Annotated in this window: 28 protein-coding genes; 3 read left to right on the top strand and 25 right to left on the bottom strand. The window is 62.7% G+C overall.

Annotation, left to right across the window (positions count from 1 at the left end):
* Positions 1-41: 41 nt before the first annotated feature.
* Positions 42-1091, bottom strand: a complete 1050-nt coding sequence (locus tag FG323_RS19220; protein ID WP_141456331.1) for a fimbrial protein — start codon at positions 1089-1091, stop codon at positions 42-44.
* Positions 1092-2017: 926 nt separating this feature from the next.
* On the opposite strand from FG323_RS19220, the gene FG323_RS19930 reads away from it, so the two are divergent.
* Positions 2018-2557 (top strand): alpha/beta hydrolase, encoded by a 540-nt coding sequence (locus FG323_RS19930; RefSeq protein ID WP_255470234.1) that lies wholly within the window; start codon positions 2018-2020, stop codon positions 2555-2557.
* A gap of 121 nt (positions 2558-2678) precedes the next feature.
* Here FG323_RS19930 and FG323_RS19210 read toward each other — a convergent pair whose 3' ends face one another.
* The 3 genes from FG323_RS19210 to FG323_RS19200 form a co-directional block, all read right to left on the bottom strand.
* Positions 2679-2975, bottom strand: coding sequence for a hypothetical protein (locus tag FG323_RS19210; RefSeq protein WP_141456330.1), 297 nt, complete (start codon positions 2973-2975; stop codon positions 2679-2681).
* A gap of 173 nt (positions 2976-3148) precedes the next feature.
* Positions 3149-3511: a glyoxalase superfamily protein gene (locus tag FG323_RS19205; RefSeq protein WP_141456328.1), complete on the bottom strand. Its 363-nt coding sequence runs from the start codon at positions 3509-3511 to the stop codon at positions 3149-3151.
* A 181-nt stretch (positions 3512-3692) separates the two neighbouring features.
* Positions 3693-4307, bottom strand: a complete 615-nt coding sequence (locus FG323_RS19200; RefSeq protein ID WP_141456326.1) for a tetratricopeptide repeat protein — start codon at positions 4305-4307, stop codon at positions 3693-3695.
* 247 nt (positions 4308-4554) lie between these two features.
* Here FG323_RS19200 and FG323_RS19195 point away from each other — a divergent pair, with 247 nt between their 5' ends.
* Complete coding sequence (locus FG323_RS19195) at positions 4555-5673, top strand: serine hydrolase domain-containing protein (protein ID WP_141456324.1); 1119 nt, start codon at positions 4555-4557, stop codon at positions 5671-5673.
* Positions 5674-5715: 42 nt separating this feature from the next.
* On the opposite strand, the gene FG323_RS19190 is transcribed toward FG323_RS19195, so the two are convergent.
* From FG323_RS19190 to FG323_RS19095, 20 genes are all read right to left on the bottom strand, one after another.
* Positions 5716-6321, bottom strand: coding sequence for a hypothetical protein (locus tag FG323_RS19190; RefSeq protein WP_141456323.1), 606 nt, complete (start codon positions 6319-6321; stop codon positions 5716-5718).
* Entirely contained in the window at positions 6305-7333 is a 1029-nt protein-coding gene (locus tag FG323_RS19185) for a hypothetical protein (protein ID WP_141456321.1), read from the bottom strand. Before FG323_RS19185 ends, FG323_RS19190 begins: the two co-directional genes overlap by 17 nt.
* Complete coding sequence (locus FG323_RS19180) at positions 7330-7989, bottom strand: hypothetical protein (RefSeq protein WP_141456319.1); 660 nt, start codon at positions 7987-7989, stop codon at positions 7330-7332. The genes FG323_RS19185 and FG323_RS19180 overlap by 4 nt, the downstream gene beginning before the upstream one ends.
* Before the next feature lie 380 nt (positions 7990-8369).
* A complete protein-coding gene (locus FG323_RS19175) occupies positions 8370-8843 on the bottom strand; it encodes a hypothetical protein (protein WP_141456318.1) in 474 nt (157 codons plus the stop codon).
* 140 nt (positions 8844-8983) lie between these two features.
* On the bottom strand, positions 8984-9244 hold the full coding sequence (locus FG323_RS19170) for a hypothetical protein (RefSeq protein WP_141456316.1): 261 nt from the start codon (positions 9242-9244) through the stop codon (positions 8984-8986).
* A gap of 280 nt (positions 9245-9524) precedes the next feature.
* Positions 9525-11000, bottom strand: a complete 1476-nt coding sequence (locus tag FG323_RS19165; RefSeq protein WP_141456315.1) for a hypothetical protein — start codon at positions 10998-11000, stop codon at positions 9525-9527.
* Positions 11000-12328: an AAA family ATPase gene (locus tag FG323_RS19160; protein WP_141456313.1), complete on the bottom strand. Its 1329-nt coding sequence runs from the start codon at positions 12326-12328 to the stop codon at positions 11000-11002. The genes FG323_RS19165 and FG323_RS19160 overlap by 1 nt, the downstream gene beginning before the upstream one ends.
* A gap of 14 nt (positions 12329-12342) precedes the next feature.
* On the bottom strand, positions 12343-12774 hold the full coding sequence (locus tag FG323_RS19155) for a hypothetical protein (RefSeq protein ID WP_141456311.1): 432 nt from the start codon (positions 12772-12774) through the stop codon (positions 12343-12345).
* A gap of 30 nt (positions 12775-12804) precedes the next feature.
* Positions 12805-13164, bottom strand: coding sequence for a PilZ domain-containing protein (locus FG323_RS19150; RefSeq protein ID WP_141456310.1), 360 nt, complete (start codon positions 13162-13164; stop codon positions 12805-12807).
* 25 nt (positions 13165-13189) lie between these two features.
* A complete protein-coding gene (locus FG323_RS19145) occupies positions 13190-14152 on the bottom strand; it encodes a DNA polymerase III subunit delta' (protein ID WP_141456309.1) in 963 nt (320 codons plus the stop codon).
* An 18-nt stretch (positions 14153-14170) separates the two neighbouring features.
* Positions 14171-14827, bottom strand: coding sequence for a dTMP kinase (gene tmk, locus FG323_RS19140; protein ID WP_141456307.1), 657 nt, complete (start codon positions 14825-14827; stop codon positions 14171-14173).
* Entirely contained in the window at positions 14824-15891 is a 1068-nt protein-coding gene (gene mltG, locus FG323_RS19135; RefSeq protein ID WP_141456305.1) for an endolytic transglycosylase MltG, read from the bottom strand. The genes tmk and mltG overlap by 4 nt, the downstream gene beginning before the upstream one ends.
* Positions 15892-16590: 699 nt before the next feature.
* Positions 16591-17955, bottom strand: coding sequence for an aminodeoxychorismate synthase component I (locus FG323_RS19130; protein ID WP_141456304.1), 1365 nt, complete (start codon positions 17953-17955; stop codon positions 16591-16593).
* 277 nt (positions 17956-18232) lie between these two features.
* A complete protein-coding gene (fabF, locus tag FG323_RS19125) occupies positions 18233-19471 on the bottom strand; it encodes a beta-ketoacyl-ACP synthase II (RefSeq protein WP_141456302.1) in 1239 nt (412 codons plus the stop codon).
* Positions 19472-19590: 119 nt separating this feature from the next.
* Positions 19591-19830 carry an acyl carrier protein gene (acpP, locus tag FG323_RS19120; RefSeq protein ID WP_093297108.1) on the bottom strand — a complete coding sequence of 80 codons (240 nt, stop codon included), beginning with the start codon at positions 19828-19830 and terminating at the stop codon, positions 19591-19593.
* Between the two features lie 147 nt (positions 19831-19977).
* Positions 19978-20721: a 3-oxoacyl-ACP reductase FabG gene (fabG, locus tag FG323_RS19115; protein WP_141456301.1), complete on the bottom strand. Its 744-nt coding sequence runs from the start codon at positions 20719-20721 to the stop codon at positions 19978-19980.
* Positions 20722-20784: 63 nt separating this feature from the next.
* Positions 20785-21729, bottom strand: a complete 945-nt coding sequence (gene fabD, locus FG323_RS19110) for an ACP S-malonyltransferase (protein WP_141456300.1) — start codon at positions 21727-21729, stop codon at positions 20785-20787.
* Positions 21730-22092: 363 nt separating this feature from the next.
* Positions 22093-23085, bottom strand: a complete 993-nt coding sequence (locus tag FG323_RS19105; protein ID WP_141456299.1) for a beta-ketoacyl-ACP synthase III — start codon at positions 23083-23085, stop codon at positions 22093-22095.
* A gap of 93 nt (positions 23086-23178) precedes the next feature.
* The gene (gene rpmF, locus FG323_RS19100) at positions 23179-23373 is read right to left on the bottom strand and encodes a 50S ribosomal protein L32 (RefSeq protein ID WP_141456298.1); all 195 of its coding nucleotides are present in this window, start codon (positions 23371-23373) and stop codon (positions 23179-23181) included.
* A gap of 65 nt (positions 23374-23438) precedes the next feature.
* On the bottom strand, positions 23439-23945 hold the full coding sequence (locus FG323_RS19095; protein ID WP_141456297.1) for a YceD family protein: 507 nt from the start codon (positions 23943-23945) through the stop codon (positions 23439-23441).
* A gap of 121 nt (positions 23946-24066) precedes the next feature.
* On the opposite strand from FG323_RS19095, the gene FG323_RS19090 reads away from it, so the two are divergent.
* Positions 24067-24639 carry a Maf family nucleotide pyrophosphatase gene (locus tag FG323_RS19090; RefSeq protein ID WP_141456296.1) on the top strand — a complete coding sequence of 191 codons (573 nt, stop codon included), beginning with the start codon at positions 24067-24069 and terminating at the stop codon, positions 24637-24639.
* A 51-nt stretch (positions 24640-24690) separates the two neighbouring features.
* Here the strand turns inward: FG323_RS19090 and FG323_RS19085 are convergent, their stop codons facing one another.
* Positions 24691-26532: a glycosyltransferase family 39 protein gene (locus tag FG323_RS19085; RefSeq protein ID WP_141456295.1), complete on the bottom strand. Its 1842-nt coding sequence runs from the start codon at positions 26530-26532 to the stop codon at positions 24691-24693.
* Positions 26533-26540 lie beyond the last annotated feature (8 nt).

The raw sequence follows: 26540 nt of genomic DNA, 5'->3' as shown, positions 1-26540 counted from the left end.
GCAACCGATGCCATGTTTCGTTTTTTTCGCCGCACAGGACGTTACTTGTAATAGACATTGATCTCGGCGCCGGTGTTGAATGGACCGAGGACGGGCTTGTCGGTCAGCCATTTGAGTTGGGCGTTGAATTTTCTCTCCACCACCTTGTCCCTGCTGTGGGGAACCAGTGAAAATTCCTTGTTGAAAGGAACCACAGCTCCGTCTTCCGCGCTCAGCAGGGTGATGCCCACTGACTGATTGTCCTTGGGCACCAGCACGTGATTGTCCTGAACGGTGCCGTTGGTGGGCGTCATCACGGCGCCCAGCGCGTATGCGTTGTCGCAGTCTTTTTTGGCGGTGATGCTGAAAGGCAGCTCCTTGATGACCTTGTTCCGCCCGGCCTGCAACGAACTGATGCTGCCGAAGCGGACGGTATCAGGCTGGATGCTCAGTGTGGACGCGCAGGCGACGTAACGCAGCTGGTTGAGGCCGCGCAGCGTCATGCGGAAGTTGTTTCTCTGGACGGTGTTGTTGATACCGCCCTTACCATCCAGCTGAAAGATGACATAGCTTTCCACGCCTGCGATGCTCCCTTCCTTCGCCACGCTGGACGCCGGGGACAACTTCGAGATGAAGAAATTGTAGGAGATCTTGAAAGTCCGGGCCTCTTTTTCGCAATGCCCCAGAGGCGCGCTTCGCGGGCATGCTTCGATCCAGAAGTCCTCGAGCACGACCCCGCAACCATGTTGCAGCTTGCTGCTGGAACAGCGGTAGTCCGTGCCATTCACGTTTACGCCGACCTCCAGTTCGCCGCTCAACCCGGTCAGACCCGGGTCAAGAGGGCTCAGCCAGAAATGAACCTGTTCGCGATCCGTGGGCGTGCGGTCCGCCCAGCACGTGATGGTCGCTTCCTGCTGCGGCGAACGCCAGAGCACGCTGTCCTTGGCCAATTGCGCCGGCACTGCGATCGTTTCGCTGATCGTGATATCGCCATCGATCTCCCCTCTGGCACCGACGAAGCCGGGCTTGTCCTTGTGACAGGCCAAGGCAAGGCTTTCCTGCGCCAGCACGAGCAGCAGCATCCCCAAGAGGGTTCGGACAACGGTGTTCATGGTGTTTCAACAACCTCGCAATAAGGGAGTGCATCCGCGCTCGAATGACGATGGTGGTGCACGAAACATGACCGACCATCGCCGTGGTGACGGCCCCCCTCCCCTCGCATGGAGGGAAAGGTTCCGGTCTGTCAGGGACGATTCGTACACGCGGGCGGCAGCGCCGGGAACCGGCAAGCCCAGGTGAGGCGAGGCGAGATTCTCAGGGACGTCGACCCGTCGTTGCCGTAGGAATCTTCCTAAAAGCACTGGGGATTGATCGGCCCATGCATTCGCGCGGCCGGTTCAAGACGGTGGGGTCGTCGTTGACGCCCCCGCGTTGGGGGAACCAGAATCCAGCCGGCATGTCGTATGCCGGTGCATCGAACTCAGCCTGCACGCAAGGGTTTCGCCTCTGGCGCCCCGCCCCCTGGAGAATGGAAGATGTCGCGAAAACTCACCGTCTTCCGCTTCGCCTGGGCGCTCCTGCTGGCAGCGGTCGCACCGGCATGGGCTCAAGCACCGCAAGGCGCGTCCACGGCCGCCAAGGCGACGCCCCGTGCGACCGATGAAAGCACCTGGGCCCCCGGCCCCTGGCAACCGCCGGAAGGGTTGAAGCAAATCCCGGTATGGCCCGGCGCCGCGCCCGACATGAAGCCGGGCGTCCCCGCGCCGGAGCGCATCGAGATTGCCCGGACACCCGACGCGCTCCACGGCACTACCTCCGAAGCGGCATGGGATGTCTCCCGCCCCACCCTCACCGTTTTTCCGCCCAAGGGAAAGAACACCGGCGTTGGCGTCATCGTGTTTCCCGGCGGCGGCTTCCGGGCGGTGGTCGTCACCAAGCAGGGCACCGAGATCTGCGACTGGCTGACCTCGCAGGGCATCGCCTGCTTCCTGCTGAAGTACCGCGTGCCCGCCCGCGACAACCATCACTGGCCAGCAGAGTGCCCCTGCTTCCGCTCCAGGATGCGCAACGCGCGATCCGGCTGGTGCGCGCCCAGGCGGAGGACCTGCATCTCGACCCGGCCAAAATCGGCGTCATGGGATTCTCCGCCGGTGGATTCCTGGTGGCCCAGACCAGCAACATCGTCGCTCCCGCCTACAAACCCATCGACGCGACGGACACGCTGAGCAGTCGCCCGGACTTCGCCATCGCCTTCTATCCCGGCCACCTGTGCCGGCAAGGCGACACCCTGGAAGCCAGCATCAACGTCACGAAGGACACGCCGCCGACGTTCCTGCTACAGGCCTGGGACGACGACGTCGACCCGGTCTGCAACAGCACCCTGTACGCCCGTGCCCTGAATGCCGCAGGCGTTCCCGCCGAAGTGCATCTGTTCGCCCGGGGCGGCCACGCGTTTGGCTTGCGGCGCATGGACCATCCCGTGGTCGGGATGTGGCCCGGCCTGCTCAAGGCATGGCTGGTGGAGATGGGTGTTCTGGCGCCCGTGGTGGCGGGAGCGGCGACGGACAGCGGATCGTAGCGGCCGCAAGCCTCGGGGATGCCGGCCTAGCGCACCTGTCGCCTGAGCCCGCTCCCCCGAAACAGGTCCCGTCAGAATGAATCGCCGGATCGCTTACTGGTCCGCACTCAAATAAGCAAATCTAGATACCAGCGCCCGAGAACGGTGCCGCGAATATCAAGAACAGATGCGCCGCGATTAATAGCAGGCCGCCCGCCTGAGTCCATGAGCGCACATGCGGATACCGGAAAAAGGCAAACAGGCAGGCTGGAAGGATGACCACTTCCGCGAATAGCGTGGAGCCCCAAAGGACGCCGAGCAGCGGGGTGAGAACGGCATTCCTGGAGAACGTAATCAAGCCATAAAGCGCGAGCATGGATAGTGGCGGCAAAGCGAATAGCACCACCGATGGAAGACTCGCTGCGCGTTCTGTGGTCATCAGCGTACCTGACCATGGTGGCTCGGCTGGTCAGCGTACATGCTGCGCTGCTCGGGGTCGATAGCGGGCATTTGAGCCAAGAAATCTGCTCCCAGCAAGGAACGGCCCCTGTTCCCCCCTCCTGGCGCCTGAATCAAGCCGGGTCCGGAAGCTGCCTCAGCTCGAATGAAGACTCAGCCGGCAAGCTCCGTGGAGAACGTAAGCCGGTTGCCATCCGGGTCGACAATCTGGAGTTCGCGCGTCTTCCAGGCGGTGTTGTGGGGCGGGTTGGCTTTGACACGCCCCGTCGCCTGAAACGCCCGATAGCACTCGTCCACCGCTGGCACCATGAAGTAAACGGCGCCACCAACCTGGCAGTCACCCGCGTGTTCCGTCAGGAAGATCGACTGCCCGTCCCGCGTGAGTTGCGCAAAGACGGGGAAGCCCGGCTCGTGCCGATACTCCCAGTCGACGGTGAAGCCGAGGCCTTCGGTATAGAACGGGAAGCTGATGGCCGCGTTGGTCACGCGAAGAACCGGAACAACGGTCTGGGTCATGACATCCCTCTCTGCGAGCCCATGGCGCGCGCCCCAAAGTGGGGGTGCACGGGGGATTCTGGGCACGCGCTCGTCGGCCCGTCAATCACGTGCTTCCTGTCAGGATCCGGGACCTGGCTATTCGCCAACGGCACCAAACCGGAGATGCCGATGTTGGGATAACAGGGAGCAGCGGCCAGTCTCAGCCTGCTCTGCTTTGCCTCGTATTGCTGGCTTGAGCAGGCTCTGCCCCAGACGGCATTCGGCTATCGCTTTCGCCCGCAGTCTTTCGCAGGGACTTTCCTGGTTTGGCCTCTTTTTCCAATGACTTCAGCATGTCAATGGCGGGCTGATGGCCCAACTCCGCGGATCGGCGCAGATAGCGCGTGGCGCGCTCCGGATCTTTTTTTGGCGAAAGGCCATTCGCATCCATCAGGTAAAGCATGAACAAAGCGTGCTTGTGGTCCTGGTCGGCGGCTTCCAGATACCAGTGGTAGGCGCGTTCCGGCTTGGCCGGGCCTCCCTTTCCCAGTAAGAACAACTCCGCCAGCAATGTTTGGGAACTGGCTCCTCCCCTGACCGCCCCCTGCGCACACCAGTTGTGGGCTTCGGCATAGTCCAAGGGCGCTTTATCTCCATAGATGTAGCGATAGCAAAGCGCGTGGATGGCCCCAAGGTCTCCCTTGATTGCGTACGGCCTTACTTTCTCCACCGGCAGCTTGTTGTAGTCCTCGCGTTCGCCCGAGTCATCCGCTGCGTACGCCGTCCCACAAACCAGCATCCATAGTCCGAGCGCTATGCGAATCCCTGCCACCATCGTTGTTCTCCTGTTTCCACATTCATTGAAAAAGTGCAGCACGCCACGCCATCAAATCTTCGGGTCCGAGGCGCTTCCCCGGGATCCGCCCAGCACTTCCCTTCCCCCGGTTGCCGGTGGCGGCACTCTAGCCGAGACGCACGGGCCGGACAAACCAGTAAGGGTTCAATGAAGGGCATCGACGGGCCTATAAACCTTTGACGCCACCACGGCATCCAACACCTGTCTTCTTTACCTTGCCGCGCCCATGCCCGCTTCCGTCACTGGTCTTGCACCTCGCGCTCTGACAGGTCTGGCGGTTGCCCTGCTCACCCTGCTCCTGCCCGGCCAGGTGCGTGCCGAATGTGGAAAGTGCAAGGAAATCGCGGAGAAATTCGCTCGCGAGGAAGGTTTCAATGGCACCGTGCTGGTCACGCGGAATGGCCGGGAGATTTATAGCGGCGCCTTTGGCACAGCGGACGCGGAAGCCGGGACGCCGATGACGCCGCGGACGCGCTTCGAGGCCGGTTCGATTTCCAAGTGGGTGGCGGCCATCGTGACGATGCGGCTGGTGGAACAGGGCCGGCTGGCGCTGGACGCGCCGATTACCACCTATCTGCAGGACTACCGGGCCGATACCGGCCACAAGCTCACGCTGCGCTGGCTGATGAGCCATTCCAGCGGCGTGCCCAACCAGTGGGACGCCGCGGCCAAGGCCGACCCGACGCCCAAGCAGCAGTCGCTGGACAACGCCACGGCGGTACGCACCTACGCCAGCGGCGATCTGGCGTTTGAACCCGGGACCGACTGGGACTACTCGCATTCGAACTGGCTGATCGTCAAGGCGATTGTCGAACGCGTCAGCGGACAACCTTATGCCGCGCTGGTGCGCACCGTGCTGACCTTCCCGTTGGGACTGCGCGACAGCGGCATCTTCGTCGGCGACTCGGTCCACGTCACCGGCATGGCCGCGGGCTATGCCGCGTTGCAACCGGTCGTGACACCCCGGCAAAACCCGGTGCCCGACTTCATGATGCTGGCCGGCGGTTATTACACCAGCGTGGGTGACCTGCAGCGGCTGATGGACGGGGTCTTCAACCATCGCGTCCTGTCGCCCGCCAGCGTCGCCACGTTGATGGACGTGGTTCGCCCCGCGCAAAACTACGCACTGGGTGGCCGGGTCAAGACGTTGCCGGTGGCGGGAAAGCCGCGCCCGGTGGCGTGGGAGTACGGCTCCAACGGCGCGTTCCGTGTCCTCGCCTGGCGGGTGCTGGAAGACGGTCACAGCGTGATCCTGGCCAACAACACCAGCTTCGACCATATGCGCATCGGGGATTTGGCGACTGCGTTGCTGGATGCCAGTTATGGGGAACCGGCGTCGCCGTGAGGGCAGGTTCGACCCCGCGTTAGCACTGCCAAGCCGGAACGCTCAGGGGCAGTATCGCGCCTGTCGTGCCATCTCTTGCGCCAGTCGCTCGCGGCCACTGGCGCTACCGTCCGTCTTCAATTCATCGATATTGCGGCGGATCCGAGGACAGGGATCGGTGGTGTAGCCCGGCGGCCAGAAGCCGAGTATCTGGGAAGCGCCTTCAATGACGTCCTTGCCGGTGAGGGGTTTGCGCATGGGGATGCGCTCAGTGGGAGCGGCGAAGCGGTCGAGACGGGTGTCCCCCTTTAGAACCTGTCTGGAGAAGTCAGGGGAATGGAGATCAGTCAGGTCCAGATTGAGCGGCCGTGCGCCACCATGGCCTGCCGCTCCGAGACCGTCCCATTTCGGAGTCGGCACGCGAGAATAAATCCTCGCTTGGACAGATTGAGTCCGTTTGGAAGTCGGAGCCACCACCGACTCAGCGCCGAGCTCAGGAGTCGAAGGCCTCCCAGGCACTTCACGTTCGATGAACATCAAACGGGTCACCGGTACGTCAACCTCAAATTTCTCGTTTTTCAGGCTGACCGAAACGAGAGCCCTGAAAATAATCAAGTTAACAAGTACAGCTGCGATAGCGCCAAGCCACCAATCATGTCTGGCGCTCATCGCCGTTCCATCTGCCAAACTTCATATCGAGCATCAGCCTAGGATCAGACAGAATTGCCTTGGCAAATTCATTGAGTTTCTCACCGGAAAGCGGCCCGAATACCGGACGCCCACGAAATCCTCTTTGAATGTACTGCCACTGGTGAATTCGGCCTCGCATCAATACTTCCAATTGTGAAAATACCTTTACGGTTGTTCCGTACTCATCCAGCAGGCCATGCAGTACATGACGCGAATCCGTTTCACTCACTATCCCGTCACAGGGTCGGATCAATTCCCCAATCCGGATACGGAATCCGTCAAGCCTATCTGAAACTTCCGAAACCATCGGAAGGACGGCGGATCTAGTTCTCGACGAAAGACCACCAACTCCGAGCGCCACATTGAATGGCCGCCCCAGAAATGGAACCAGAAAGGTGTCATCCACGCTGCGAAATACATCTGGCATTATGATGACCACCGCGCCAGATCTCAGCGCCTTGAAAGCTCTTGCGATCCCGGAGCGCGTGTTATGCAGGATGCTCACGCCAGACTCAGGGCCTCCGAATACCCTTTTGTAGACGTCATCGAACGTCTTGTTCCCACTCAGGTTCTCGGGCGATTCATAGAATATGTAGACCTCGCGCGCCCCTCTCGCTCTGCCTGCAATGGCGAGAATGGAGAGAACGAAAAGACCGCAATGAGGGATGGCGACAATCAGCCCTGTCTTTTCCTTAAAAACCTCATCAACTTCTTGATAGACCGTACCATCCATCTTCTCGATAAGGCGTATCAGACCTGCCCCTCCCACGCGGTCGATCACCAAGAAATACGCCATTTGCATCAACTTCCAGGCGTAAAAATCCCCTATCTTTGAGCCACTCTCAGTACACGCCATACGAATAGCTGACACTTCATTCGTGGTCATTCGCCCACAAATTATCCTTTCGATCCACACTGACCTTCTTTCAAAACGGCGCAAGCATGCCGCCGCCTTTCTGGCGAACGACAAAAACGCAGAAACAGCAATCATGCCAACCTCCTGCGATGCTCCGTCAGTTGCTCCAAGACAGACTCAAGCAATTCATTACTCCCCGCATCCAGTCGGGAAAGAAGGAGAACTGATTGATAGAGCCGAGTCATTTGTTTGGCTTGCTCACGCCTGAACTTGATACTCCTGCGCTCTTGAACGGACGCCATGATCCAGTCCTCAGCCTTAGAACAGGCGGCGTAGTAGGCATCAAGAGCGTCCCGAATCTCTTGCCGCTTTCCACTTCGATGGCGAACCGACTCAAATCCATGCCCGCTCCAATAGCGAACAGAAAAGTGATACTTGACGGTTAGAGCCAGCTCCAGGGCTGGGTAGAAAGAAGCTTCCTCACCACTCCCCATCAGCAGGCAAGCATGACTTGCCTCAACAAGTTGATCCGTAAACACCCCAATTCGGAATTTTCCAGATCCGCCAAACCCAGACATCCGAGACAGAATTTCCGACGGCTCGATGAGCATCGAATAGTCAAGACCAAACTCTTTGCAAACTTCCTTATCCCCAACGAACCACCAACCACCAAGAGCGCCCAACTCCCATGCGACATCCAAGAATTTAAATGTGGAGGGCAGAAGTAGAAGCTCCATTTGCCCACAAGACTCCATCATCCCCATGATGGACTTCGCTTCGGCATCGCTCATGCGCAGCACATGACGTCGTCGGTCCAGGGAGCCCTGCCCCCTGGACCGCGCGACGTCTACCAGGTGCACTTGCTCACTTGGCAGCTAATCGGTGGATTCTCCGGCTCAGGATGCACCTGAAGGAGTTGATTGATCTGCTCGATCGCAGACGAACCGGCCCTCATCGTCATTTCCAATACATCAAGACCTACATTCATCAGATCCATGAATTACTCCAACTAGTTTGTGATAGCACCCCTAATAGCGCAGGCGCGCCTCGATAGTGCAGAGCGAACTCGACGTGTTCAATAACCACACATCCAAAATTAGGCACGTCACATGTACGTGATTTCATTTGGATTGAATGACCCCGTGTTGGCGCGGTCAGTCCACGGGCTGTGTCAGCTGCTTGCAGTCGACGAAGACGCGGTGGGTGGCGCTGAGGATTTCGTGCAGTAGTACGGATGAACCGAGAAAGCGAGTGAGTGCCCGGCATCAGAGGCGATAGCCGCGGAATCGCCGAAGGCCGCATAAGGCAACGTGCCATGCACTTCCTGACCGGGTTCCAGGCGCACCTCACCGCATCCGCCGGGGCAGTACGCGCTACCGGTGGGCAGCAAGGCTTTCTCTCCGCTGGACGTAGTCAGCACGGCACCGTCAAATCCAGACGGCAGGCCGTCCTCGTCCGGCCAGGCTTCCTTCGATAAGCAAAGTGCCGCCACCGCCCGGGACGTCCAGGTAATGTCGAAACGACGTTGTGCCGCGTTATCGACAATGGTCAGATCGTAGTCGGATGGTGAAGCCCAACGAATGGGAACCGTAGTCGCGCAAGCCGTGATGACCGCCAACACCAGCACGGCAAGATGCCGATTCACTGTGCATGATCCTTCAAATGGTCCGGGTTCATCAGGCGCTGCTGACCAAGCGACGTCTTGGCGCTTTGCCACCTTCGGCACCTTACCCAATCTTCCGGACTGACCGGCCCACGCGTTGGCGCGGCCAGTCCGGGGGTGCGTTAGCGCTGTTTGCCGTCCAGGAAGATGTGGTGGGCGGTGTTGAGGATGCGTCGCAGGTGGCGGGCGTGGTCGTAGAGGAGTTCGGTGACCGGGAGGACGTGGACGGGGATGCGGATGGTGTCGTCCTGGGCGCTGCGGGGGGCGATGAGGACGGCGGCCAGTTGGAATTGCTCGGCCATGCGCCGGAGCTGGCGTTGGCTGTCCTCGGTGATCAGGTAGCCGCGATCGGGCCTGGGGGTGGCGGGCTTCTTTCCGTTCATGCAAACACTCCTTCTGCTCTCCACGCACGGGATGTGCGTGGTTGTCGGGAGGTTCAAAGCCGCTTAGAGACGGTGGGCGTATTTCCCTGACGGGTGTTGTATTAGCCACCCTCCCGACGCAGAGCTTGCGTCGGTCCGTATTGTGACACGCAATACGGAAAAGCCACCGCGTTTCGGTGGTGGCTTCCGCTCTAAGAGGAGCTTTGAAACTCCGGAGATGGAGTCTGCTACAGGGTGGGGTTGGAGTCGACTAACATTGAATGAAGCCAAGTGTCATGATTCACTGAAACTTATTTCTCTGCTGCGGCGCAACCCCTCCCTTTCGCAAAATTCCTGCATTAACTCGAAAAATATCAGGAATATTGAATTTTCCGTTAGTCCGCTGCTCCAACACTCCCACCTCACTCAGCAAGATAGCGAGCATCGAGTAGACTTCATGCTTATGAAGACCCTCAGTTACTACGAGCTCAATAGGTGCGCTAGCGCCACTATATCTGCTCTTAATAACGTCCACCGTATCGTCGTGCTTCCATTTTCCATACACCTCTGCCGGCTCACAGGGAACTAGCAATCCTCGCAACGGTTTTAAGGCGGTGGAAATCCATGGATAGTCTTCCTCCAGCTCCCGTAGCCGATCCCCGGACGCCTCGCGAACCCCCTGAATTATCCCCAGATGGTTCATTGCGGTTCTTGGGTTATCCAGATCGTTTTCCGATGCAGCAGTCCGCATAACCTTCAAAAATGTTCTTGGTGATATTTCGCCTTTTGCGTCTGAGAGGTGAGTTGGAATCCAAGTATAGGGCCTTCCCCTCTTAGCTCCCCCTCCCATCATTGCACCAGCGATTAGATCGAAGAGTTTTCCCTGACTATTTGGATTAGAAACAAGACCAGTTGGTATTCCCAGTCTCGAGTGTACGTCCACAGGATTTACACCAACTCTCTTACAATATCTACTTAAAGCCGCTTTACCTTCCTGCCTGCGGAAAACCTCGAAGAAGAAGAGACCGTATAGATCAGAGACCTTCCAAGCTAATCTTTTGGCACTACCCGAAATTTTTGACGCGTCTGGAAAGCGGAAAAGTCCTCTGTTCTCAGCCTGGTCAGGCCGCATAAAAATTTTAAGTCGAATTGACTTATAGCTTCGCATTGCGAGAGCTGTTTTTAGCAAGCCCTGGGTAAGCTCCTGGATTCTGGTCCATTCTGTTGCCAGTTGATCTAGCTGATCAAAAATGAACAGAATTCTCTTTCCATTCTTAGACAATTCAAGATCTGCAGAGCGAAACACAGAAACCTGATTATCCGGATTAGATCTCAACCATTCGACCAGCTTAGAAAATTCTTGCGGCACTTTAATTTTGCCAATTTCAGCGAGATCTTTTACAAGAACCGCTCTCCAGATGATGTCTGTTGGGACGCGCTTTGCTATTTTTTCCAAATGCGCCCTGGATATAGTTCCCTTGGAACCTTCAGCATCAGAGAATCCAAATTTGACGATTACGTCGCTCAGTCCCCATGCCTTACCGACGCTGTAGCGAGCGGAAATTGCGGCCCTCGTATCGTCATTAGCTAGTGCTAATGACCAAAAAGTCTTACCCATCCCTCTATTGCCAATAACGAGAGCAACATCAGGATCAAGCGCCTCCATATGGGATTCAGGAAAGTACATCTCTTCCAGCGTTGGCTCCGCACCACTGGACGAAGCGGCCAACGCAGGTAGCTCTAGGACGACATCCCTAATTACTGAAGCTGTTTTCACTAGTTATTCCTTTCAAGCTCTAGGAGTTGCCAAGCTCTGGAGAGGAAGTCCCCAAATGGTCCCCGATAAACTTCTTCATCGAGATGAGTGGAATCTCCTACTGGATCAAAAGCTTCATAGTCCGGGTTGTTAAGCACATACCAGGCATCGTGGGGCGTATGAATCCCTTCTTCACTAGGAGATGGATTGAAATCACTAACAATCACGTCTCCATTGTCATCAAAAGCTTCGTTCTCATATAAATAGTCAGAACAAAGCTCATAGACGCTGTCTCGAAAAGCCTCTCGCTTGGAATTTGCGGATGGGGCCTTCGCTTGAACGAAATGGACTCGCTCACGCCACTCTGCAAAATCAGACGGTGAACGCGAATTAATGCTCTTTGCGATATGCGAGAGCATGAAAGAGTAACCCCTATATGTTTGAGGTTGGGCCACTCCAAAAAGAAGCAACTCTGCTCCCAGTGATAGCAGTGGTCCTGCAGTGATCTCCGCCAACCCTGCGCGGGCATCTATCAAGACTGCGTCATATCTTGCATATGACGTGAATCTATTAATCATCTCGTCAATTTGCATTGCTACTGATGATGTTGCTCCACTTCCTGTGGAATCCTCCAGCAAGGCTCTCGACAACTTAGAAATCATCATCTCGGGATGATCGTCTGTCGTGCGCCCAACTGCTGGCACCACATCAACCGAACCGGTTCCAAAACGACTTACGCCGACGAAATCATAAAGTTCCTCTTCACGGATTCCGTCCAATGAGTTCTCTACCAAGTAGTCGACCACGCCAAAATTAGGACGCCTGTCATTCTCCACGTCCTTAGATGCTGGCAAAAACATGTACCCTATCCCCGGTGCCTCTACATCCAAGTCAATTGCAAGCACCCGCTTCCCATTTACTGCAAGATCTGCAGCCAAGACTGCCAGCGCAGTAGAACGACCTACGCCGCCTTTCAACGATCCAAAGACTAGTCGCTTCGGATTCTTCCTCTCCTTTTGCGGTGCACTCAGCCAATCAGCGCCCACAATTCGCCTATCGATATAAGAGAAAAAAATCCTCTTGCCATCTACATCTTTCTCGATGCGGGCAATAGATGATTCCTTCATTAGTGCCGAAAGTATCGAATTTGCTATGACGGGCGATTCTGGCGCATAAGCGCCTAACACGTCTTTCATTTTTGAAGCGATTTCATCTCCCTTCTTTATTCTTTTGTCGCCAACCATCAGACGCCCTTTGACGTCCCTGACGATAAGCGTTGAGAGCTCAGGCGTTAAGCCGGACTCAATCAATATACTCAGCAAGGATCTCAAGCTTTCATGGTATTTCATACGACGATCCTTAATTAGAAAACTAAATTCTGCACTAGATACTCGGCATCATTGCGCCATTCCAGTACTTGCTCTTCCCTTAGGGGACAATGCCTCTCGTCTGCATACCTGATGTTGATATCCCAGCCAGCAAACCGCGTTTGCAACGAAGCATCCAACAACACGGCAGCGATCGGAGAAGACATTCGACCGCGAGCATGTGTGGAAATGAGAATTTCAGCACTTTTAATCAATTGCTTAATGCTAGGGAGATGCGCCCTTAGGGGATTGTTTCTATTTAATGCCACCAGCTGACGTGAGAGACCTGCTTGAGTAAGTGCAAACTTGATGGCGGTCTCACCAGAAATTCCATAGTGATAACCAGCGTCATCTAGCTTGGTCTCATCCAGCAAAGTGGTCGCAGTCTCAAGATGGCGCTTAGCGGCGACGTCGTACTTTTCTGCCATCCCTGCACTCCATATCCTTATTTCCAATCACTACATTGTATGCGTCGGCTTATCCGCGTTCAGCGTGCCGGCCAGGATGGTCTCGATGCGGTTCTTGATGGCTTCGCCATCGCTGTTGTCGGGGAATTGCACGCCGATGCCGGCGGTGCGGGCGCCCTGGGCGCCGGCGGGGGTCACCCACACCACCTTGCCGGCGACGGGCAGGCGTTCGGTGGATTCGGGGAGGGTGAGCAGGAGGAAGACTTCGTCGCCCAGGAAGTAGCGCTTGGGGGTGGGGACGAAGATGCCGCCACCCTTCATGAAGGGCATGTAGGCGTTGTAGAGGGCGGCCTTGTCCTTGACGGCGAGCGACAGGATGCCCTGGCGACCGGTGGCGGCGGGTGTGTTCATCGGTGTCCCCTTGCTCCTTGTGACGTCAGCCGCGTGCGGCGCGGGTGGGGCGCGGTTCGCCCATCTGTCGCGTCCACAGCAGCAGCAGTTCGGCCACCGCCAGATCCCCCCGGACGGTGGTACGCAGCAAATCCCTTGTCCGGTTGGCGGCGTCGAACCACGCGGCCAGCTTGGTCAATCGGGCGGTGTCGGTCAAGCCGGCGTCGCTGGCGCGGGCCAGGGCCAGATCGGCGGCGTGGCGCAGGCGGGCGTCGGCCAGTTCGTCGTTGGCCCACTTCTGCGCGGTTTCCACCACGCCCAGCTGGCCGCGGGCGAGCTTGTCCAGGTCGCTGGCGACCTGCTTGCGCAGGGCCAGGCCGTCCTCGCGCAGCCACTGGTCGGCCAGGCCGGGATGGCCGCGGGCGGCGTCCAGGGCTTCCTGCGCGGCGGCGGCGGTGTGGCCCTGCCCTTGCAGCCACTCCAGTGCCTCGGCGCGTGGCGGCAGGCGGAATTCCAGCCGCTGGCAGCGGCTGCGGATGGTGGCCGGCAGGCGCGCGGGTTGGGCGCTGAGCAGCCACAGGTAGCGGCCGGGCGCGGGTTCTTCCAGGGTCTTGAGCAGGGCGTTGCAGGCCGAGCGGTTGATGGCGTCGGCCGGGTCGATGAGGGCGACCTGGGCGCTGCCGTATTGCGGGGTGAGCGCGAGCTTCTGCGAGAGGTCGCGAATCTGGTCGATGACAATCTCGGTGCGCAGCTTGGTGCCATCCTTGGTCAAGCCAAAGGACACCACCTGCAAATCCGGATGGGTGCCGGCGGCCATCAGCGCGGCGGCGCGTTGGGCCTGCGCGGCATTGCCACCGGACAACACATGCAAGGCCAGCCGTTCGGCGACGGCGCGCTTGCCCAGTCCGGCCGGTCCGCAGATGAGCAGGCCGTGGCCCATGCGGCCACCGTCCAGGGCGGCGACGGCGTGGTCGTAGGCGCGTTGCTGCCAGGGCGAGAACTCGGTCATTCCGGGGTCACTTCCACATCATTCCAGGGTTTCGAGGGTTTCCAGCCATTGCCAGAGGGCGTCGCGCACGGCGGCGCCGACCTGGGCCGGGGTCTGGCTGGCGTCGATCAGGCGGAAGCGCTGCGGTTCCTCGGCGGCGCGCTGGCGGAAGCCCTGGCGCACGCGTTCGAAGAAGTCGTCCTGTTCGCTTTCGATGCGATCGGGCCAGAGGTCGCGACCGGCGGCGCGGGCGCGGCCTTCGCGCACGTCCAGATCCAGCAGCAGGGTCAGGCCGGGCTTGATGCCGACGGCCTGGCGTTCCAGTTCGGCAATCCAGCGCGCGTCCAGGCCGCGGCCGGCGCCCTGGTAGGCGTAGCTGGAATCGGTGAAGCGATCGCTGACGACGAAGGCGCCGCGTTGCAGCGCCGGACGGATGACCTGGCGCACGTGCTGGGCGCGGGCGGCGAACACGAGCAACAGTTCGGTGTCGGCATGCAGCGGTTCGTCGCGCGGGTTGAGGACGAGCTCGCGGATGCGTTCGGCCAGCGGGGTGCCGCCGGGTTCGCGGGTGAGTACGACTTCGTGGCCGCGCGCCTGCAACAGATCGCGCAGGGCGGTGATGGCGCTGGTCTTGCCGGCGCCCTCGCCGCCTTCCAGGCTGATGAAGTGCGGATGGCTGAGGACGGATTGCGTCATGGTTGCGCCGCCTTGTCGAGGGTCTCCCGGCGGGTGACGAGGTAACGGGCGACGGCGGCGTTGTGCTGGTCCAGCGAAGCGGAGAACACGTGCTTGCCGCTGCCGTCGCCGACGGCGACGAAGTACAGCGCGTCGCCGGCTTCGGGTTTGACCGCCGCGCGCAGGGCGTCCACGCCGGGCATGGCGATGGGCGTGGGCGGCAGGCCGGTGCGGGTGTAGGTGTTGTAGGGCGTGTCGGCCAGCAGGTCGCGCTTGCGGATGTTGCCGTCATAGCCGCTGCCCAGGCCGTAGATGACGGTGGGATCGGTCTGCAGGCGCATGCCGATTTTCAGGCGACGGGCGAATACACCGGCGATGGCCGGGCGCTCGGAGGCGATGCCGGTTTCCTTTTCGACGATGGAGGCGAGGATGAGCGCTTCCTCCGGCGAGGCCAGCGGCGCCTGCGGGTCGCGTTCGGCCCAAGCGCTGGCGAGCGCCTTGTCCATGGCGTCGTAGGCGCGCTTGAGCACGTCGAGGTCGGTTTCGCGGCGGGTGTAGACGTAGGTCTCGGGCAGGAAGCGGCCTTCGGGATGCTGGCCGGCGTGGCCGAGCGCCTTCATCAGCGCGGCATCGTCGAGCTGGGCGGTTTCCTGCTTGAGCGGGGTGGCGGCTTTCAGCGCGTTGCGCAGTTGGCGGATGTTCCAGCCTTCGACGATGGTGAAACGGTATTGCACGGTCTTGCCGTCGCGCATGCGGGTGAGCAGGTCGCGCGGGGTGGTGCCGGGTTGCAGGGCGTATTCGCCGACCTTGAGCTTGCCGGCGGCGTCGAGTTCGCGGGCGAGCAGTTGCCATTCGATGTTCTGGCCGTCGGTCACGCCCTGGTCGCGCAGCTTGCGCAGGACGGTGCCGAAGGCGTCGCCGCTGGCGACTTCGATGACCTGATCGCCCTTGAGGCCGGTGAGCGGTTCATCGGCGAAGCCATGGTAGCGCTGGTACAGCCAGGCGCCGCCGGCGGCCGCGGCCAGCAGCAGCAGAATCAGGACGATGACGATGTTGCGGCAGCCGCTTTTGCAACCTGAAGCCACGTAGGTCTCGGAGTGGGACGGAAGCTGGGGAGGATAACCGCTCGGTGTTAAGGGGGCGATGGGTTGACAGGTGGGGTTGGGGGTGTGGGGAAAAGCGTGCCCCCATCCGCCCTTCGGGCACCTTCCCCCGCTTTGCGGGGGAAGGGACTTGCGTTGGGGTTTTGGTTGTTATTTCGGTGGGGGCTGGAATGCATTTGGGCGAGGTGCGCGGAGATGGGTCCGGGCGTTCGTCGGGATGACGAAAGGGGCTGTGGGTGAGTCGCGGAAAGGCTGCCCCCATCCGCCCTTCGGGCACCTTCCCCCGCGTTGCGGGGGAAGGGACTTTCGTTGGGGTTTTGGGTTGTTATTTCGGTGGGGGCCGGAATGCATTTGGGCGAGGTGCGCGGAGATGGGTCCGGGCGTTCGCCGGGATGACGAAAGGGGGCTGTGGGTGAGTCGCGGGAAGGCTGCCCCCATCCGCCCCGTTGGGGCACCTTCCCCCGCGTTGCGGGGGAAGGGCCGTTTTCTTTGCGGATATGCGGGGGCGGCATGCCTCGAAAATCGCGAGGCGAGTCCCTTCCCCCGCAGAGCGGGGGAAGGTGCCCGGAGGGCGGATGGGGGCACGCTCCGCGCCCACCCCACCTACCGGCTTGCGCCGTAATGACGGCCCAAAAATCCCTACGCAAATCTCTTCCCTGCAAACCGGGATAAGAGAGTCGGTCAGGCTTCCAGGGCTTTCAGGACGCCGCGGGCTTTGGCGCGGGTTTCGTCGAGTTCGCGGTCGGGGATGGAGTCGGCGACGATGCCAGCGCCGGTGCGGAAGCGGACTTCGGTGCCGCCGTCGCGCGGGAGGACTTCGGCGCTGCGGATGAGGATGTTGAGGTCCAGGTCGCCGTCGCGGTTGAGCCAGCCGAAGGCGCCGGTGTAGGCGCCGCGGGCGACCTGTTCCAGTTCGGCGATGATCTGCATGCAGCGCACCTTGGGGCAGCCGGTGATGGTGCCGCCGGGGAAGGTGGCGCGGATGACCTGGCCGGGCGTGGCGTCGGGTTTTAGGTGGCCGCGCACGTTGCTGACGATGTGGTGGACGTGGGCGTAGCTTTCGACGGTCATCAGTTCGTCGACCTGCACGCTGCCGGGCAGGCAGACGCGGCCCAGGTCGTTGCGTTCCAGATCGATGAGCATGACGTGCTCGGCGCGTTCCTTGGGATGGCCGACGAGTTCGCGGATGCGGGCGGCGTCATCGTCGCCGGGAAAGCGCGGGCGGGTACCGGCGATGGGGCGGGTTTCGACCACGTCGCCGCGCACGGAGACGAGGCGTTCGGGCGAGGAGCTGACCACGGCCCAGCCCTGCCCCGCGAACAGGCCGGCGAACGGTGCGGGATTGGCGGTGCGCAGGCGCGCGTACAGCGTTGAAGGTTCCAGGGTGCCGTCGAACCACGCCTTCCAGGCGCGCGAGAGGTTGACCTGGAAGACGTCGCCGGCGGCGAGGTAGTCGAGGATGCGGACGACGCCGTCGGTGAAGCGTTCGGGGGCGTCCTCGTCGATGCGCAGTGGCGGATGCCAGGCAGGCAACGCCGGTGCGGGTGCAGCGAGGTCGGCGGCGATGCGGTCGAGCAATGCGGCATGGCCCCGTTCGGCGATGGCCACGCAGTCGCCGGTGCCGCGGTCGCGCAGGATGGCGGCGGGACAGCGCAGGGCGACGGCGATGGGCATGCGCGCGTCGTCATCGCGCGGGGGCAGTTGCAGGACGGGTTCGACTTCGCCGGCCAGTTCGTAGGCCAGCAGCAAGGCCCAGCCGCCGCGAAACGGCCAGCGCGGTTCCTCGCGATCGATGCGCGCGGCGTGCCAGTGGGCGTCGAGGGTGTCGAGGAAGTTGGTGTCCTGTTGCATGCCGTGCAGATCGCGCACGCGGCCGTCGTGATGCAGGGTGAAGCCCTCGCCTTCGGCGGCCATCAGCAGCAGGTCCCAGCGTCCCTGCACGGTGCCGGAGGCGACCGATTCCAGCAGCACCGGATAGCGCGCTGGATCGCGCCGGTGCAGAGCCAGCAGATCGGTGTCGGGGGACAGCGCGCGGGTTTCGATCATGGTCTTGCGGGGGCGCGGGGAAGCAGGGTGCATTGTGCCGGATGTGGTGGGTGGAGACATCGCGGCGTGCCCCCATCCGCCCTTCGGGCACCTTCCCCCGCAACGCGGGGGAAGGGCGATGTATCAACCTTCCCGTGAACTGCAACGAAAGTCTCTTCCCCCGCCTGCGGGGGAAGGTGCCCGACAGGGCGGATGGGGGCGCTTTTCCCATGAGCAAACAAAAAACCCCTCGCCTTCCAGCGAGGGGTTTCGTATATCGCGCGATGTCGCCCGAGCCTCAGATCCGCTTGAACACCAGCGTGCCGTTCGTTCCGCCGAAGCCGAAACCATTGGACACCGCGATGTCGATCTTCTTTTCGCGCGCGGTGTGCGGGACGTAGTCCAGGTCGCAGCCTTCGCTCGGGTTGTCCAGGTTGATGGTCGGCGGAATGATGCCGTGGTGGATCGCCAGCACGGAGAAGATGGCTTCCGCGCCGCCGGCCGCGCCCAGCAGGTGGCCGGTCATCGACTTGGTGGAGCTGACCATGATCTTGTACGCGTGGTCGCCCAGCGCGCGCTTGATGGCCAGGGTTTCGGCGAGGTCGCCCTGCGGGGTGGAGGTGCCGTGCGCGTTGAGGTATTCGACCTGTTCGGCGGTGATGCCGGCGTCCTTCATGGCCGCGACCAGGCAGCGGGCCGGGCCTTCGCCGTTTTCGCTGGGGGCGGTCATGTGGTGGGCGTCGGAGCTGGCGCCGAAGCCGGCCAGTTCCGCATAGATGCGCGCGCCGCGCGCCTTGGCGTGTTCGTACTCTTCCAGGATCAGCACGCCCGCGCCGTCGCCCAGCACGAAGCCGTCGCGATCGCGATCCCACGGGCGCGAGGCGCGGGTGGGATCGTCGTTGCGGGTGGACATGGCCTTCATGGTGCAGAAGCCGGCCATGGAGGTCGGCGAGGAGCCGAGTTCGGCGCCGCCGGCGACCATCACGTCGGCATCGCCGTACTGGATGGCGCGCATGGCCACGCCGATGGAATGGTTGGAGGTGGCACAGGCCGAGACGACCGAGAAACTCGGGCCCTTGATGCCCTTCAGGATCGACAGCTGGCCGGGCAGCATGTTGATGATGGTGCTGGGCACGTAGAACGGCGAGACCTTGCGCGGGCCGCCTTCGTGCAGCTTGATGGTCTGTTCCTCGATGCCGTGGATGCCGCCGATGCCCGAGCCGATGATGGCGCCGATGCGCTCGCCATTGGCTTCGGTGATTTCCAGTCCGGAATCGTCCAGCGCCATGAAGGAGGCGGCGATGCCGTAGTGGATGAACGGATCCATCTTCTTCGCGTCCTTGGGGGAGACGAAGGTGGTGGGATCGAAGTTGCGGATTTCGCCCGCGATCTGGGTGGTGTAGGCCGACACATCGAACGAGGTGACCGGACCGATGCCGGAACGGCCGTTGACGATGCCATCCCAGCTGGTGGCCATGTCGTTGCCCAGCGGCGACACCAAACCCATTCCCGTAATGACGACGCGACGCCGGCTCATAACACGCTCCTCAAATGCATTTGTTTCGGTACGCCCGTTTTGCTTGCCGGGCGGTGCGACCCCGGACACGCGCGGGGCCGCATTCGCGGCCCCGACACGAAGACTTCAGAACGCCGGGCTTACGCCTTGACGTGGGCCTTGACGTAGTCGATGGCCTGCTGCACCGAAGTGATCTTTTCGGCTTCTTCGTCCGGAATTTCGCACTCGAACTCTTCTTCCAGCGCCATCACCAGTTCAACGGTGTCCAGCGAGTCGGCGCCCAGGTCATCGACGAACGATGCGCTGTTGGTGACTTCTTCTTCCTTCACGCCGAGTTGTTCGACGACGATTTTCTTGACGCGTTCTTCGATGCTGCTCATTGGATATCGCTCCAGACGGAGATTGGGTGACTAGTTGATATTGCCACGCTTGGCGATGGCAAACCGGGGGATAGTGTAGTGGAAACCGGCGGCGGCGGGCAGATGCCCGGATCCGTCACCAAATCAACCACTTACCGCTATTTTTTGTTACGGCATGTACATGCCGCCGTTGACGTGCAAGGTCTCGCCGGTGATGTAGCCGGCCAAGGGGCCGGCCAGGAACGCGACCGCGCGGGCGATGTCGGCCGGTTCGCCGAAGCGTCCGAGCGCGATCTGGCCGAGCATGGCGTTCTTGGCGTCTTCCGGCAGCGACTTGGTCATGTCGGTGTCGATGAAGCCGGGCGCGACCACATTGACGGTGACGCCGCGGCTGCCGATTTCCTTGGCCAGCGACTTGGAGAAGGCGATGATGCCGGCCTTGGCGGCGGCGTAGTTGGCCTGCCCCGCGTTGCCGGTGACGCCGATGACCGAGGCGATGTTGACGATGCGGCCCTTGCGCGCCTTCATCATGCCGCGCATCACCGCCTTGGAGGTGCGGTAGACGCTGGTGAGGTTGGTGTCGAGGATGGCCTGCCAGTCCTCGTCCTTCATGCGCATGAGCAGGTTGTCGCGGGTGATGCCGGCGTTGTTGACCAGGATCGAGACCGGACCGAACTGCTTGGCGATGTCCTCGATCAGCGCCTCGACGGCGGCCGCATCGGTGACGTTGAGTTCGCGGCCGTGGCCGCCGCGCTCGGCCAGGCGCTCGCCGATGGCCTGCGCGCCACCAGCGGTGGTGGCGGTGCCGATGACGGTCGCGCCCTGGGCGGCGAGCTCATCGGCGATGGCCGCGCCGATGCCGCGGCTGGCGCCGGTGACGAGAGCGATTTCGCCTTGCAGGGGTTTGCTCATTGCGGGGTCCTCGGAATCAGGGGCGCGCGCGATGCGCGCGCCGGAAGGATGGAGCGGCGGGGCTCAGGCGGCCCAGTCCGCCAGCGCGGCCTGGAAGTCGCCGACGCCGCCGATGGCGCGCGCGTCCAGCGCCTTGTCGATGCGCTTGACCAGACCGGTCAGCACCTTGCCGGGGCCGCATTCAGCCACCCGGACGACGCCCTGCCCGGCCAGCGCCTGCACGCATTCGGTCCAGCGCACCGGCAGGTACAGCTGGCGCACCAGCGCGTCGCGCAGGCCGTCCAGATCCGCATGCACCCGCGCGTCGACATTCTGCACCACCGGCAGCGCCGGGGTGTGCCAGCTCAGGCCGGCCATGACCTCGGCCAGGCGGTTGGCGGCTTCGCGCATCAGCGGGGTGTGCGAGGGCACGCTGACCGCCAGCTTGACCACCTTGCGCACGCCGCGCTCGCCCAGCAGGGCGATGGCGCGTTCCACGGCTTCGGTGTCGCCGCCGATCACGATCTGTCCGGGCGAGTTGTAGTTGGCCGGCACGACCACGCGCGCGTTGGAGGCCTGTTCGCAGACTTCGGCGACCACGGCGTCCTCGGCGCCGAGCACGGCGGCCATCGCGCCGACGCCTTCGGGCGCGGCTTCCTGCATCAACTGGCCGCGCAGGCGCACCAGGTGCGCGCCGTCGCGCAGCGTCAGCGCGCCGGCGGCGACCAGCGCGGTGTATTCACCCAGGCTGTGGCCGGCGAGCACGGCCGGTTGGGCGCCGCCCTGCTGCTGCCACGCGCGCCACACCGCCACGCCCGCGGCGAGCAGCGCCGGCTGGGTGTATTCGGTGCGGTTGAGCATTTCTTCCGGGCCGCCCTGCGAGAGCGCCCACAGATCCACGCCGGCGCCGTCGGAGGCCTCGGCGAACGCTTCGCGCACGATCGGATGCAGCTCCGACAGTTCGGCCAGCATGCCGAGCGACTGCGAGCCCTGGCCGGGGAAAACGAATGCGAGCGGGGTGGAAGTCACGCGGGGGGGTCCGGTGAAAAAAAACGAGCGGGGATGATACGTGCGAAAGCGCCGGATTGTCTGTACCCAGGCGTATTGCGCGCCCCGCCCCGCGCCTCCGGGACCGCCCCCACCCACACGCCTCCCTGTGGGAGCGACGTCAGTCGCGAGCTTCCTGCGCAAACCCACCACGCCTCGATGAGGCCCTCGATGTGGTCACCTCGCCTGCCTGTAACGATGGCGAATTCATCGATGCGCAACACGTGCGGCAGGATGCGCGATGACGCGGCCTTTTCGCGTATGGCGTGTTGCCTGTTTCCGAAAAACAAAAGGCGCTCCGAAGAGCGCCCCTTGCCATATCGCGGATGGAACCGTCGCCTGCGATCAGTAACGCAGCAGCGCCGAGCCCCAGGTGAAACCGCCGCCGAAGGCTTCCAGCAGCACCAGCTGGCCGCGCTGCACGCGACCGGAGCGAATCGCTTCGTCCAGCGCCAGCGGCACCGAACCGGAGGAGGTGTTGCCGTGCTTGTCGACGGTGACGATGACGTTGTCCATCGACATCTCCAGGCGGCGCGCGGTCGCCTCGATGATGCGCAGGTTGGCCTGGTGCGGAATCAGCCAGTCCAGATCGTGCTTGTCCAGGCCGTTGGCTTCCAGGGTTTCGTCCACGACCGAGTCCAGCGCCTTGACGGCGTACTTGAACACGTCGTTGCCCTTCATGTGGATGCGAATGCCGTTGTTCGGCGCTTCGTTGTCGAAGCCGGCGGACACGCCGACCGGGTTCCACAGCAGTTCCTTCTTGCTGCCGTCGGCATGCAGGTGGGTGCTGAGGATGCCGGTTTCGGTGTCGGCCTTGAGCACGGCCGCGCCGGCGCCATCGCCGAACAGCACGCAGGTGGTGCGCTCGGTCCAGTCGACGATGCGGCTGAGGGTTTCGGTGCCGATGACCAGGGCGGTCTTGACGTCACCGGAACGAATGAACTTGTCGGCCACGCTCAGGGCGTACAGGAAGCCCGAGCAGGCGGCATTGACGTCCATCGCGGCGCAGCCTTCGGCGCCCAGGCGGGCCTGGATGAGGCAGGCGGTGGACGGGAAAATCAGATCGGGGGTGGTGGTGCCCACCACGATCATGTCGATCTCGGAGGCATCGACGCCGGCGGCTTCCAGCGCGCGCAGGGCGGCCTGGTAGCCGAGATCGCCCGCGGTCTGGCCTTCCGCGGCGATGTGGCGCTCGCGGATGCCGGTGCGGCTCTGAATCCATTCGTCGCTGGTGTCGACCAGCTTGGCCAGGTCGTCGTTGGTCAGGACCTTCTCAGGCAGGTAGCTGCCGGTTCCGGCGATACGCGCGTAAATACGCCCGTTGGATTGCTGGCTCATGCCTGCTCCCGTTGCTGGCCCGCAACGGGGCCCTGGATACCACGACGATGATGGCGGGCGCGTCCGCGGTTGAGCGGACGCGCCGGGAGCGCATCAATCTTCTTCGACGACCGAGGTCTTGGTCGCGATGACCTTCTTGCCGCGGTAGTAGCCGTCGGCGGTCACGTGGTGACGCAGGTGGGTCTCACCGGAAGTCGGATCGGTGGACAGCTGCTTGGCGGTCAGGGCGTCGTGCGAACGGCGCTGACCACGGCGGGACGGGGTGACTCGGGATTTCTGCACAGCCATGGGATTGCTCCAGCTATAAACCTTGAAATGAATCTGCGATTCGTAGTGCCAGACCGCCGAAGCGGCTAGTTCTTTTTCAGCGAGGCCAGCGCCGCGAACGGGTTGGCCTTTGCCAATTCTTCTTCCTGCGCCGGCCAGTCACGTTCCACCGCGTCGGATTCCGGATTGACCGGAACCACCGGAACGGCGAGGACCAGTTCGTCCTCCACCAGATCCGCCGGGTGCAGCATGCCGTCCTCCGGCACCAGCAGCGCTTCGTAGTCCGGCGGCAACGCGGCCTCGTCGGCCTCGTCGCGCACCAGGCCCAGCCGCTGCACGAGACTGACCGGAAGCAGGAATCGTTGCAGGCTGCGCTGGCACACCAGCGGCAACTGCGCCTCGATCCTCAACTCCACGTACGGCACCCGCAGCGCGTCTTGATCGAATTCGATCGTGTAGCGTGCTTCGCCATCGGTATCGTTCAGCAGACCCTGCAGGCGCTTCATGGAAGACAGCGGCAGGCGACCTTCGAAACTGCGCCGTGCCGCGACCATGCGCCAAGCATCCAACATCTCGGGCGTATTCGCGGACATAAGCCGCTGAATGTTAAGGACTGCGCGCCGAGCTGTCAAACCTGTCCAACGGTCACAGGATAAGGGATTGCCGGACGCGGCCCCGCTCGGCAGACTGCCCGCCCCCGTCTCCCGGCCCGCCATGATGCCCCTGCTGCTCGCCTCGACCTCCCGCTACCGCCGCGAACTGCTGGAACGGCTGCGTTTGCCCTTCCATGTGGCCCGCCCGGACGTGGACGAGGCGACCGCGCCCGGCGAGGCTCCGGCCGCGCTGGCGGCCCGGCTGGCCAGTCTCAAGGCCGCTGCGATCGCCGCCCACCACCCCGAGGCCTGGGTGATCGGGGCCGACCAGGTGGCCGAGGTGGACGGCCAGGCCATCGGCAAGCCCGGCCACCGCGAGGCGGCCATCACCCAGCTGACCGCCATGTCCGGCCGGGCCATCCGTTTCCACACCGCGCTGTGCCTGTTGCGGGACCAGAGCCGGCATGAGGCCAGCGATGTGACCACGGTGCGGTTCCGCACGCTGTCGGCGGAGGAAATCGAACGCTATGTGGACGCCGAGCAGCCATTCGACTGCGCCGGCAGCTTCAAGAGCGAGGGCCTGGGCATCACCCTGTTCGAGGCCATCGACTCGCAGGATCCGACCGCCCTGATCGGCCTGCCGCTGATCGCGCTGTCGCGCCTGCTGCGCGAGGCGGGATTCCAGTTGCCCTGACCGGGTCCCCCTTGTAGCGCGGGCCTCGGCCCGCTCTCGCAATCCGCCCAGTCACGGCTCGATATCGATCGGCTGCTCTTCCCAGTCCTCGACGCTGCCGTCGTTGCCGTGCAGGCGCAGGCCCAGCCAGTGCCGTCCGGGCGGCAGGGCCGACGCATCCACGTCCGCGCGGAACCCGACCCGCGGGTGCTGCGGATCGTTGGAGATGCGCCAGAACGCGGCCACGCCCGGCTCGGGCCTGCCGTATTCGGCCTTGGCCACCGGTTTGCCGTCGATCAGCACCTCGACGCCCTTCAGGCCCACGCCTTCCTTGAACGCCCAGCCCTGCACGGGGAAGCGCGCGGACACGCCGGCGCGCGACACCGGCGCGTCGATCCAGGCCATCGCCGGGGCCACGCAGGCGCCCTTTGCTTTTTCCTTCGGCAAGGCGAACAGCAGGAAACGCTGGTGACCGTGGTCGATGTTGACCACGCGCGGCCGCGGCAGCGGCCCGACCTGCCCGCACAGCGTGTGGTAGTAGTCCAGCAGGTGCTTGTACTGCATGTCGCCATGGCCTATCACCAGCAACACCGGCGTGTCGCGGGTGCCGTCGTCCTGCAGTTTCCAGAGCTGCAATTGCGGCGCGCGGCCATGCTTGCGGTTGAGCGGATGATCGAGCACGCGGATGTCCGGATCGTCGAGCGCGAAGCCCAGTTCCGCGCCCACCTTGAAGCTGCCGGCCAGCAGCGTGGTGTCGGCCGGCAGGCGCGCGCGTTCCTCGCGTACGGCGCGGGCCAGGTGCGACCAGCCGGCGAAGTTGTAGGGGTAGTACTTCTCCGCCGCGAAGCGCTCGCGCCATGACGGCACCGAGGCCACCAGGTAATACCCCAGCATCGCCATCATGCCCACGCCGGCCAGTATCCACAGCGCGCGCCGCCAGAATCGCGGCCAGCCGGCGATCAGCGCGGGCACCGCCAGGATCAGCGCCAGGTAGCCGGGCAGCGGCCAGTGGAAACTCACCCGCTCGACGTCGGCAAAGAAACCCAGCGCGAAGAAGCCCAGCGTGGAGGCCATGCCGAGCAGGCCGAAGTAGCGCCATTGCGAGGGCACGCCGGCGGCCCCGCGGCTGGCACGGAAACCCGCGATCATCAATGCGGCGAACAGCAGTGGCGTGACCATCAACGCCTGGATGATCACGAACCAGGCGCCGGTGGGCTGGAACGACCACGGATGGCGATCGACCAACTGGAAGCGCAGACCGGCGTCGGCATATTCCAGGTTCCATGCCAGCAGCGGCGCCCACGCGGCGACGCCGACCGCCAGCGCGATCCAGATGCGCGGGTCGCGCAGGATGCGGCGTCCTTCCGGCAGGCACAGCAGGGCGATGAAGCCCACGCCGATCACCCCGAGGAAGCGGTAATGGCTGAGTGCGCCGATGGCCAGTCCGAGCGCGAGTTCGGCGGCGGACGTGGCATCGATCTCGCGCAGCAGGCGCGCGCCAGCATCTAGGCACAGCACCGCCGCCAGCGCCATCGGCACATCCGGCAGCGCCAGCAGGCCCAGCGTGCCCGACAGCGGCATCAGCACGGTCAGGGTGCCGGCCTGCCAGCCGGCGGCCTCGTCGAACCAGCGGCGCGTGATGTGCGCGATCAGCCAGGGAATCAGCGCGGCCATGATCAGGAACGGCGCGCGCAGGGCCAGGCGGTGCTGGCCGCCCAGTTCGGTGCCCAGCCGGGTCAGCCAGGCGGTGAGGCCGGGCAGATCCGAATAGGCGGCGGCCAGGTGGCGGCCTTCCTGCCAGTAGAACGCCTCGTCGACGAACAGCGGCAGGCGGGCCGCGATCACGACCTTGATCACGGATGCGATCAGCCAGACCGCCAGAAAGGTTTTCCTTGCGCTTGCCACGTCCTGCATGCCGCTAC

The organism is Pseudoxanthomonas sp. z9, assembly GCF_006542425.1.
Lineage (GTDB): Bacteria > Pseudomonadota > Gammaproteobacteria > Xanthomonadales > Xanthomonadaceae > Pseudoxanthomonas_A.
Note: the sequence above shows the minus strand (reverse complement) of the source record. Positions and strands in the feature narration are given on the sequence as shown.

Coding starts and splice junctions, on each gene's coding strand:
- tmk (WP_141456307.1), bottom strand. CDS start 14,827: ATGACGCAATCCGTCCTCAGCCATCCGCACTTCATCAGCCTGGAAGGC.
- FG323_RS19090 (WP_141456296.1), top strand. CDS start 24,067: ATGATGCCCCTGCTGCTCGCCTCGACCTCCCGCTACCGCCGCGAACTG.
- FG323_RS19130 (WP_141456304.1), bottom strand. CDS start 17,955: ATGATCGAAACCCGCGCGCTGTCCCCCGACACCGATCTGCTGGCTCTG.
- FG323_RS19190 (WP_141456323.1), bottom strand. CDS start 6,321: ATGAGCGCCAGACATGATTGGTGGCTTGGCGCTATCGCAGCTGTACTT.
- FG323_RS19095 (WP_141456297.1), bottom strand. CDS start 23,945: ATGTCCGCGAATACGCCCGAGATGTTGGATGCTTGGCGCATGGTCGCG.
- FG323_RS19195 (WP_141456324.1), top strand. CDS start 4,555: ATGCCCGCTTCCGTCACTGGTCTTGCACCTCGCGCTCTGACAGGTCTG.
- fabF (WP_141456302.1), bottom strand. CDS start 19,471: ATGAGCCGGCGTCGCGTCGTCATTACGGGAATGGGTTTGGTGTCGCCG.
- FG323_RS19220 (WP_141456331.1), bottom strand. CDS start 1,091: ATGAACACCGTTGTCCGAACCCTCTTGGGGATGCTGCTGCTCGTGCTG.
- FG323_RS19200 (WP_141456326.1), bottom strand. CDS start 4,307: ATGGTGGCAGGGATTCGCATAGCGCTCGGACTATGGATGCTGGTTTGT.
- FG323_RS19205 (WP_141456328.1), bottom strand. CDS start 3,511: ATGACCCAGACCGTTGTTCCGGTTCTTCGCGTGACCAACGCGGCCATC.
- FG323_RS19170 (WP_141456316.1), bottom strand. CDS start 9,244: ATGAACGGAAAGAAGCCCGCCACCCCCAGGCCCGATCGCGGCTACCTG.
- FG323_RS19150 (WP_141456310.1), bottom strand. CDS start 13,164: ATGAACACACCCGCCGCCACCGGTCGCCAGGGCATCCTGTCGCTCGCC.
- FG323_RS19145 (WP_141456309.1), bottom strand. CDS start 14,152: ATGACCGAGTTCTCGCCCTGGCAGCAACGCGCCTACGACCACGCCGTC.
- FG323_RS19210 (WP_141456330.1), bottom strand. CDS start 2,975: ATGACCACAGAACGCGCAGCGAGTCTTCCATCGGTGGTGCTATTCGCT.
- FG323_RS19085 (WP_141456295.1), bottom strand. CDS start 26,532: ATGCAGGACGTGGCAAGCGCAAGGAAAACCTTTCTGGCGGTCTGGCTG.
- fabG (WP_141456301.1), bottom strand. CDS start 20,721: ATGAGCAAACCCCTGCAAGGCGAAATCGCTCTCGTCACCGGCGCCAGC.
- FG323_RS19185 (WP_141456321.1), bottom strand. CDS start 7,333: ATGATTGCTGTTTCTGCGTTTTTGTCGTTCGCCAGAAAGGCGGCGGCA.
- FG323_RS19180 (WP_141456319.1), bottom strand. CDS start 7,989: ATGAGCGATGCCGAAGCGAAGTCCATCATGGGGATGATGGAGTCTTGT.
- FG323_RS19160 (WP_141456313.1), bottom strand. CDS start 12,328: ATGAAATACCATGAAAGCTTGAGATCCTTGCTGAGTATATTGATTGAG.
- rpmF (WP_141456298.1), bottom strand. CDS start 23,373: ATGGCTGTGCAGAAATCCCGAGTCACCCCGTCCCGCCGTGGTCAGCGC.
- FG323_RS19155 (WP_141456311.1), bottom strand. CDS start 12,774: ATGGCAGAAAAGTACGACGTCGCCGCTAAGCGCCATCTTGAGACTGCG.
- acpP (WP_093297108.1), bottom strand. CDS start 19,830: ATGAGCAGCATCGAAGAACGCGTCAAGAAAATCGTCGTCGAACAACTC.
- FG323_RS19105 (WP_141456299.1), bottom strand. CDS start 23,085: ATGAGCCAGCAATCCAACGGGCGTATTTACGCGCGTATCGCCGGAACC.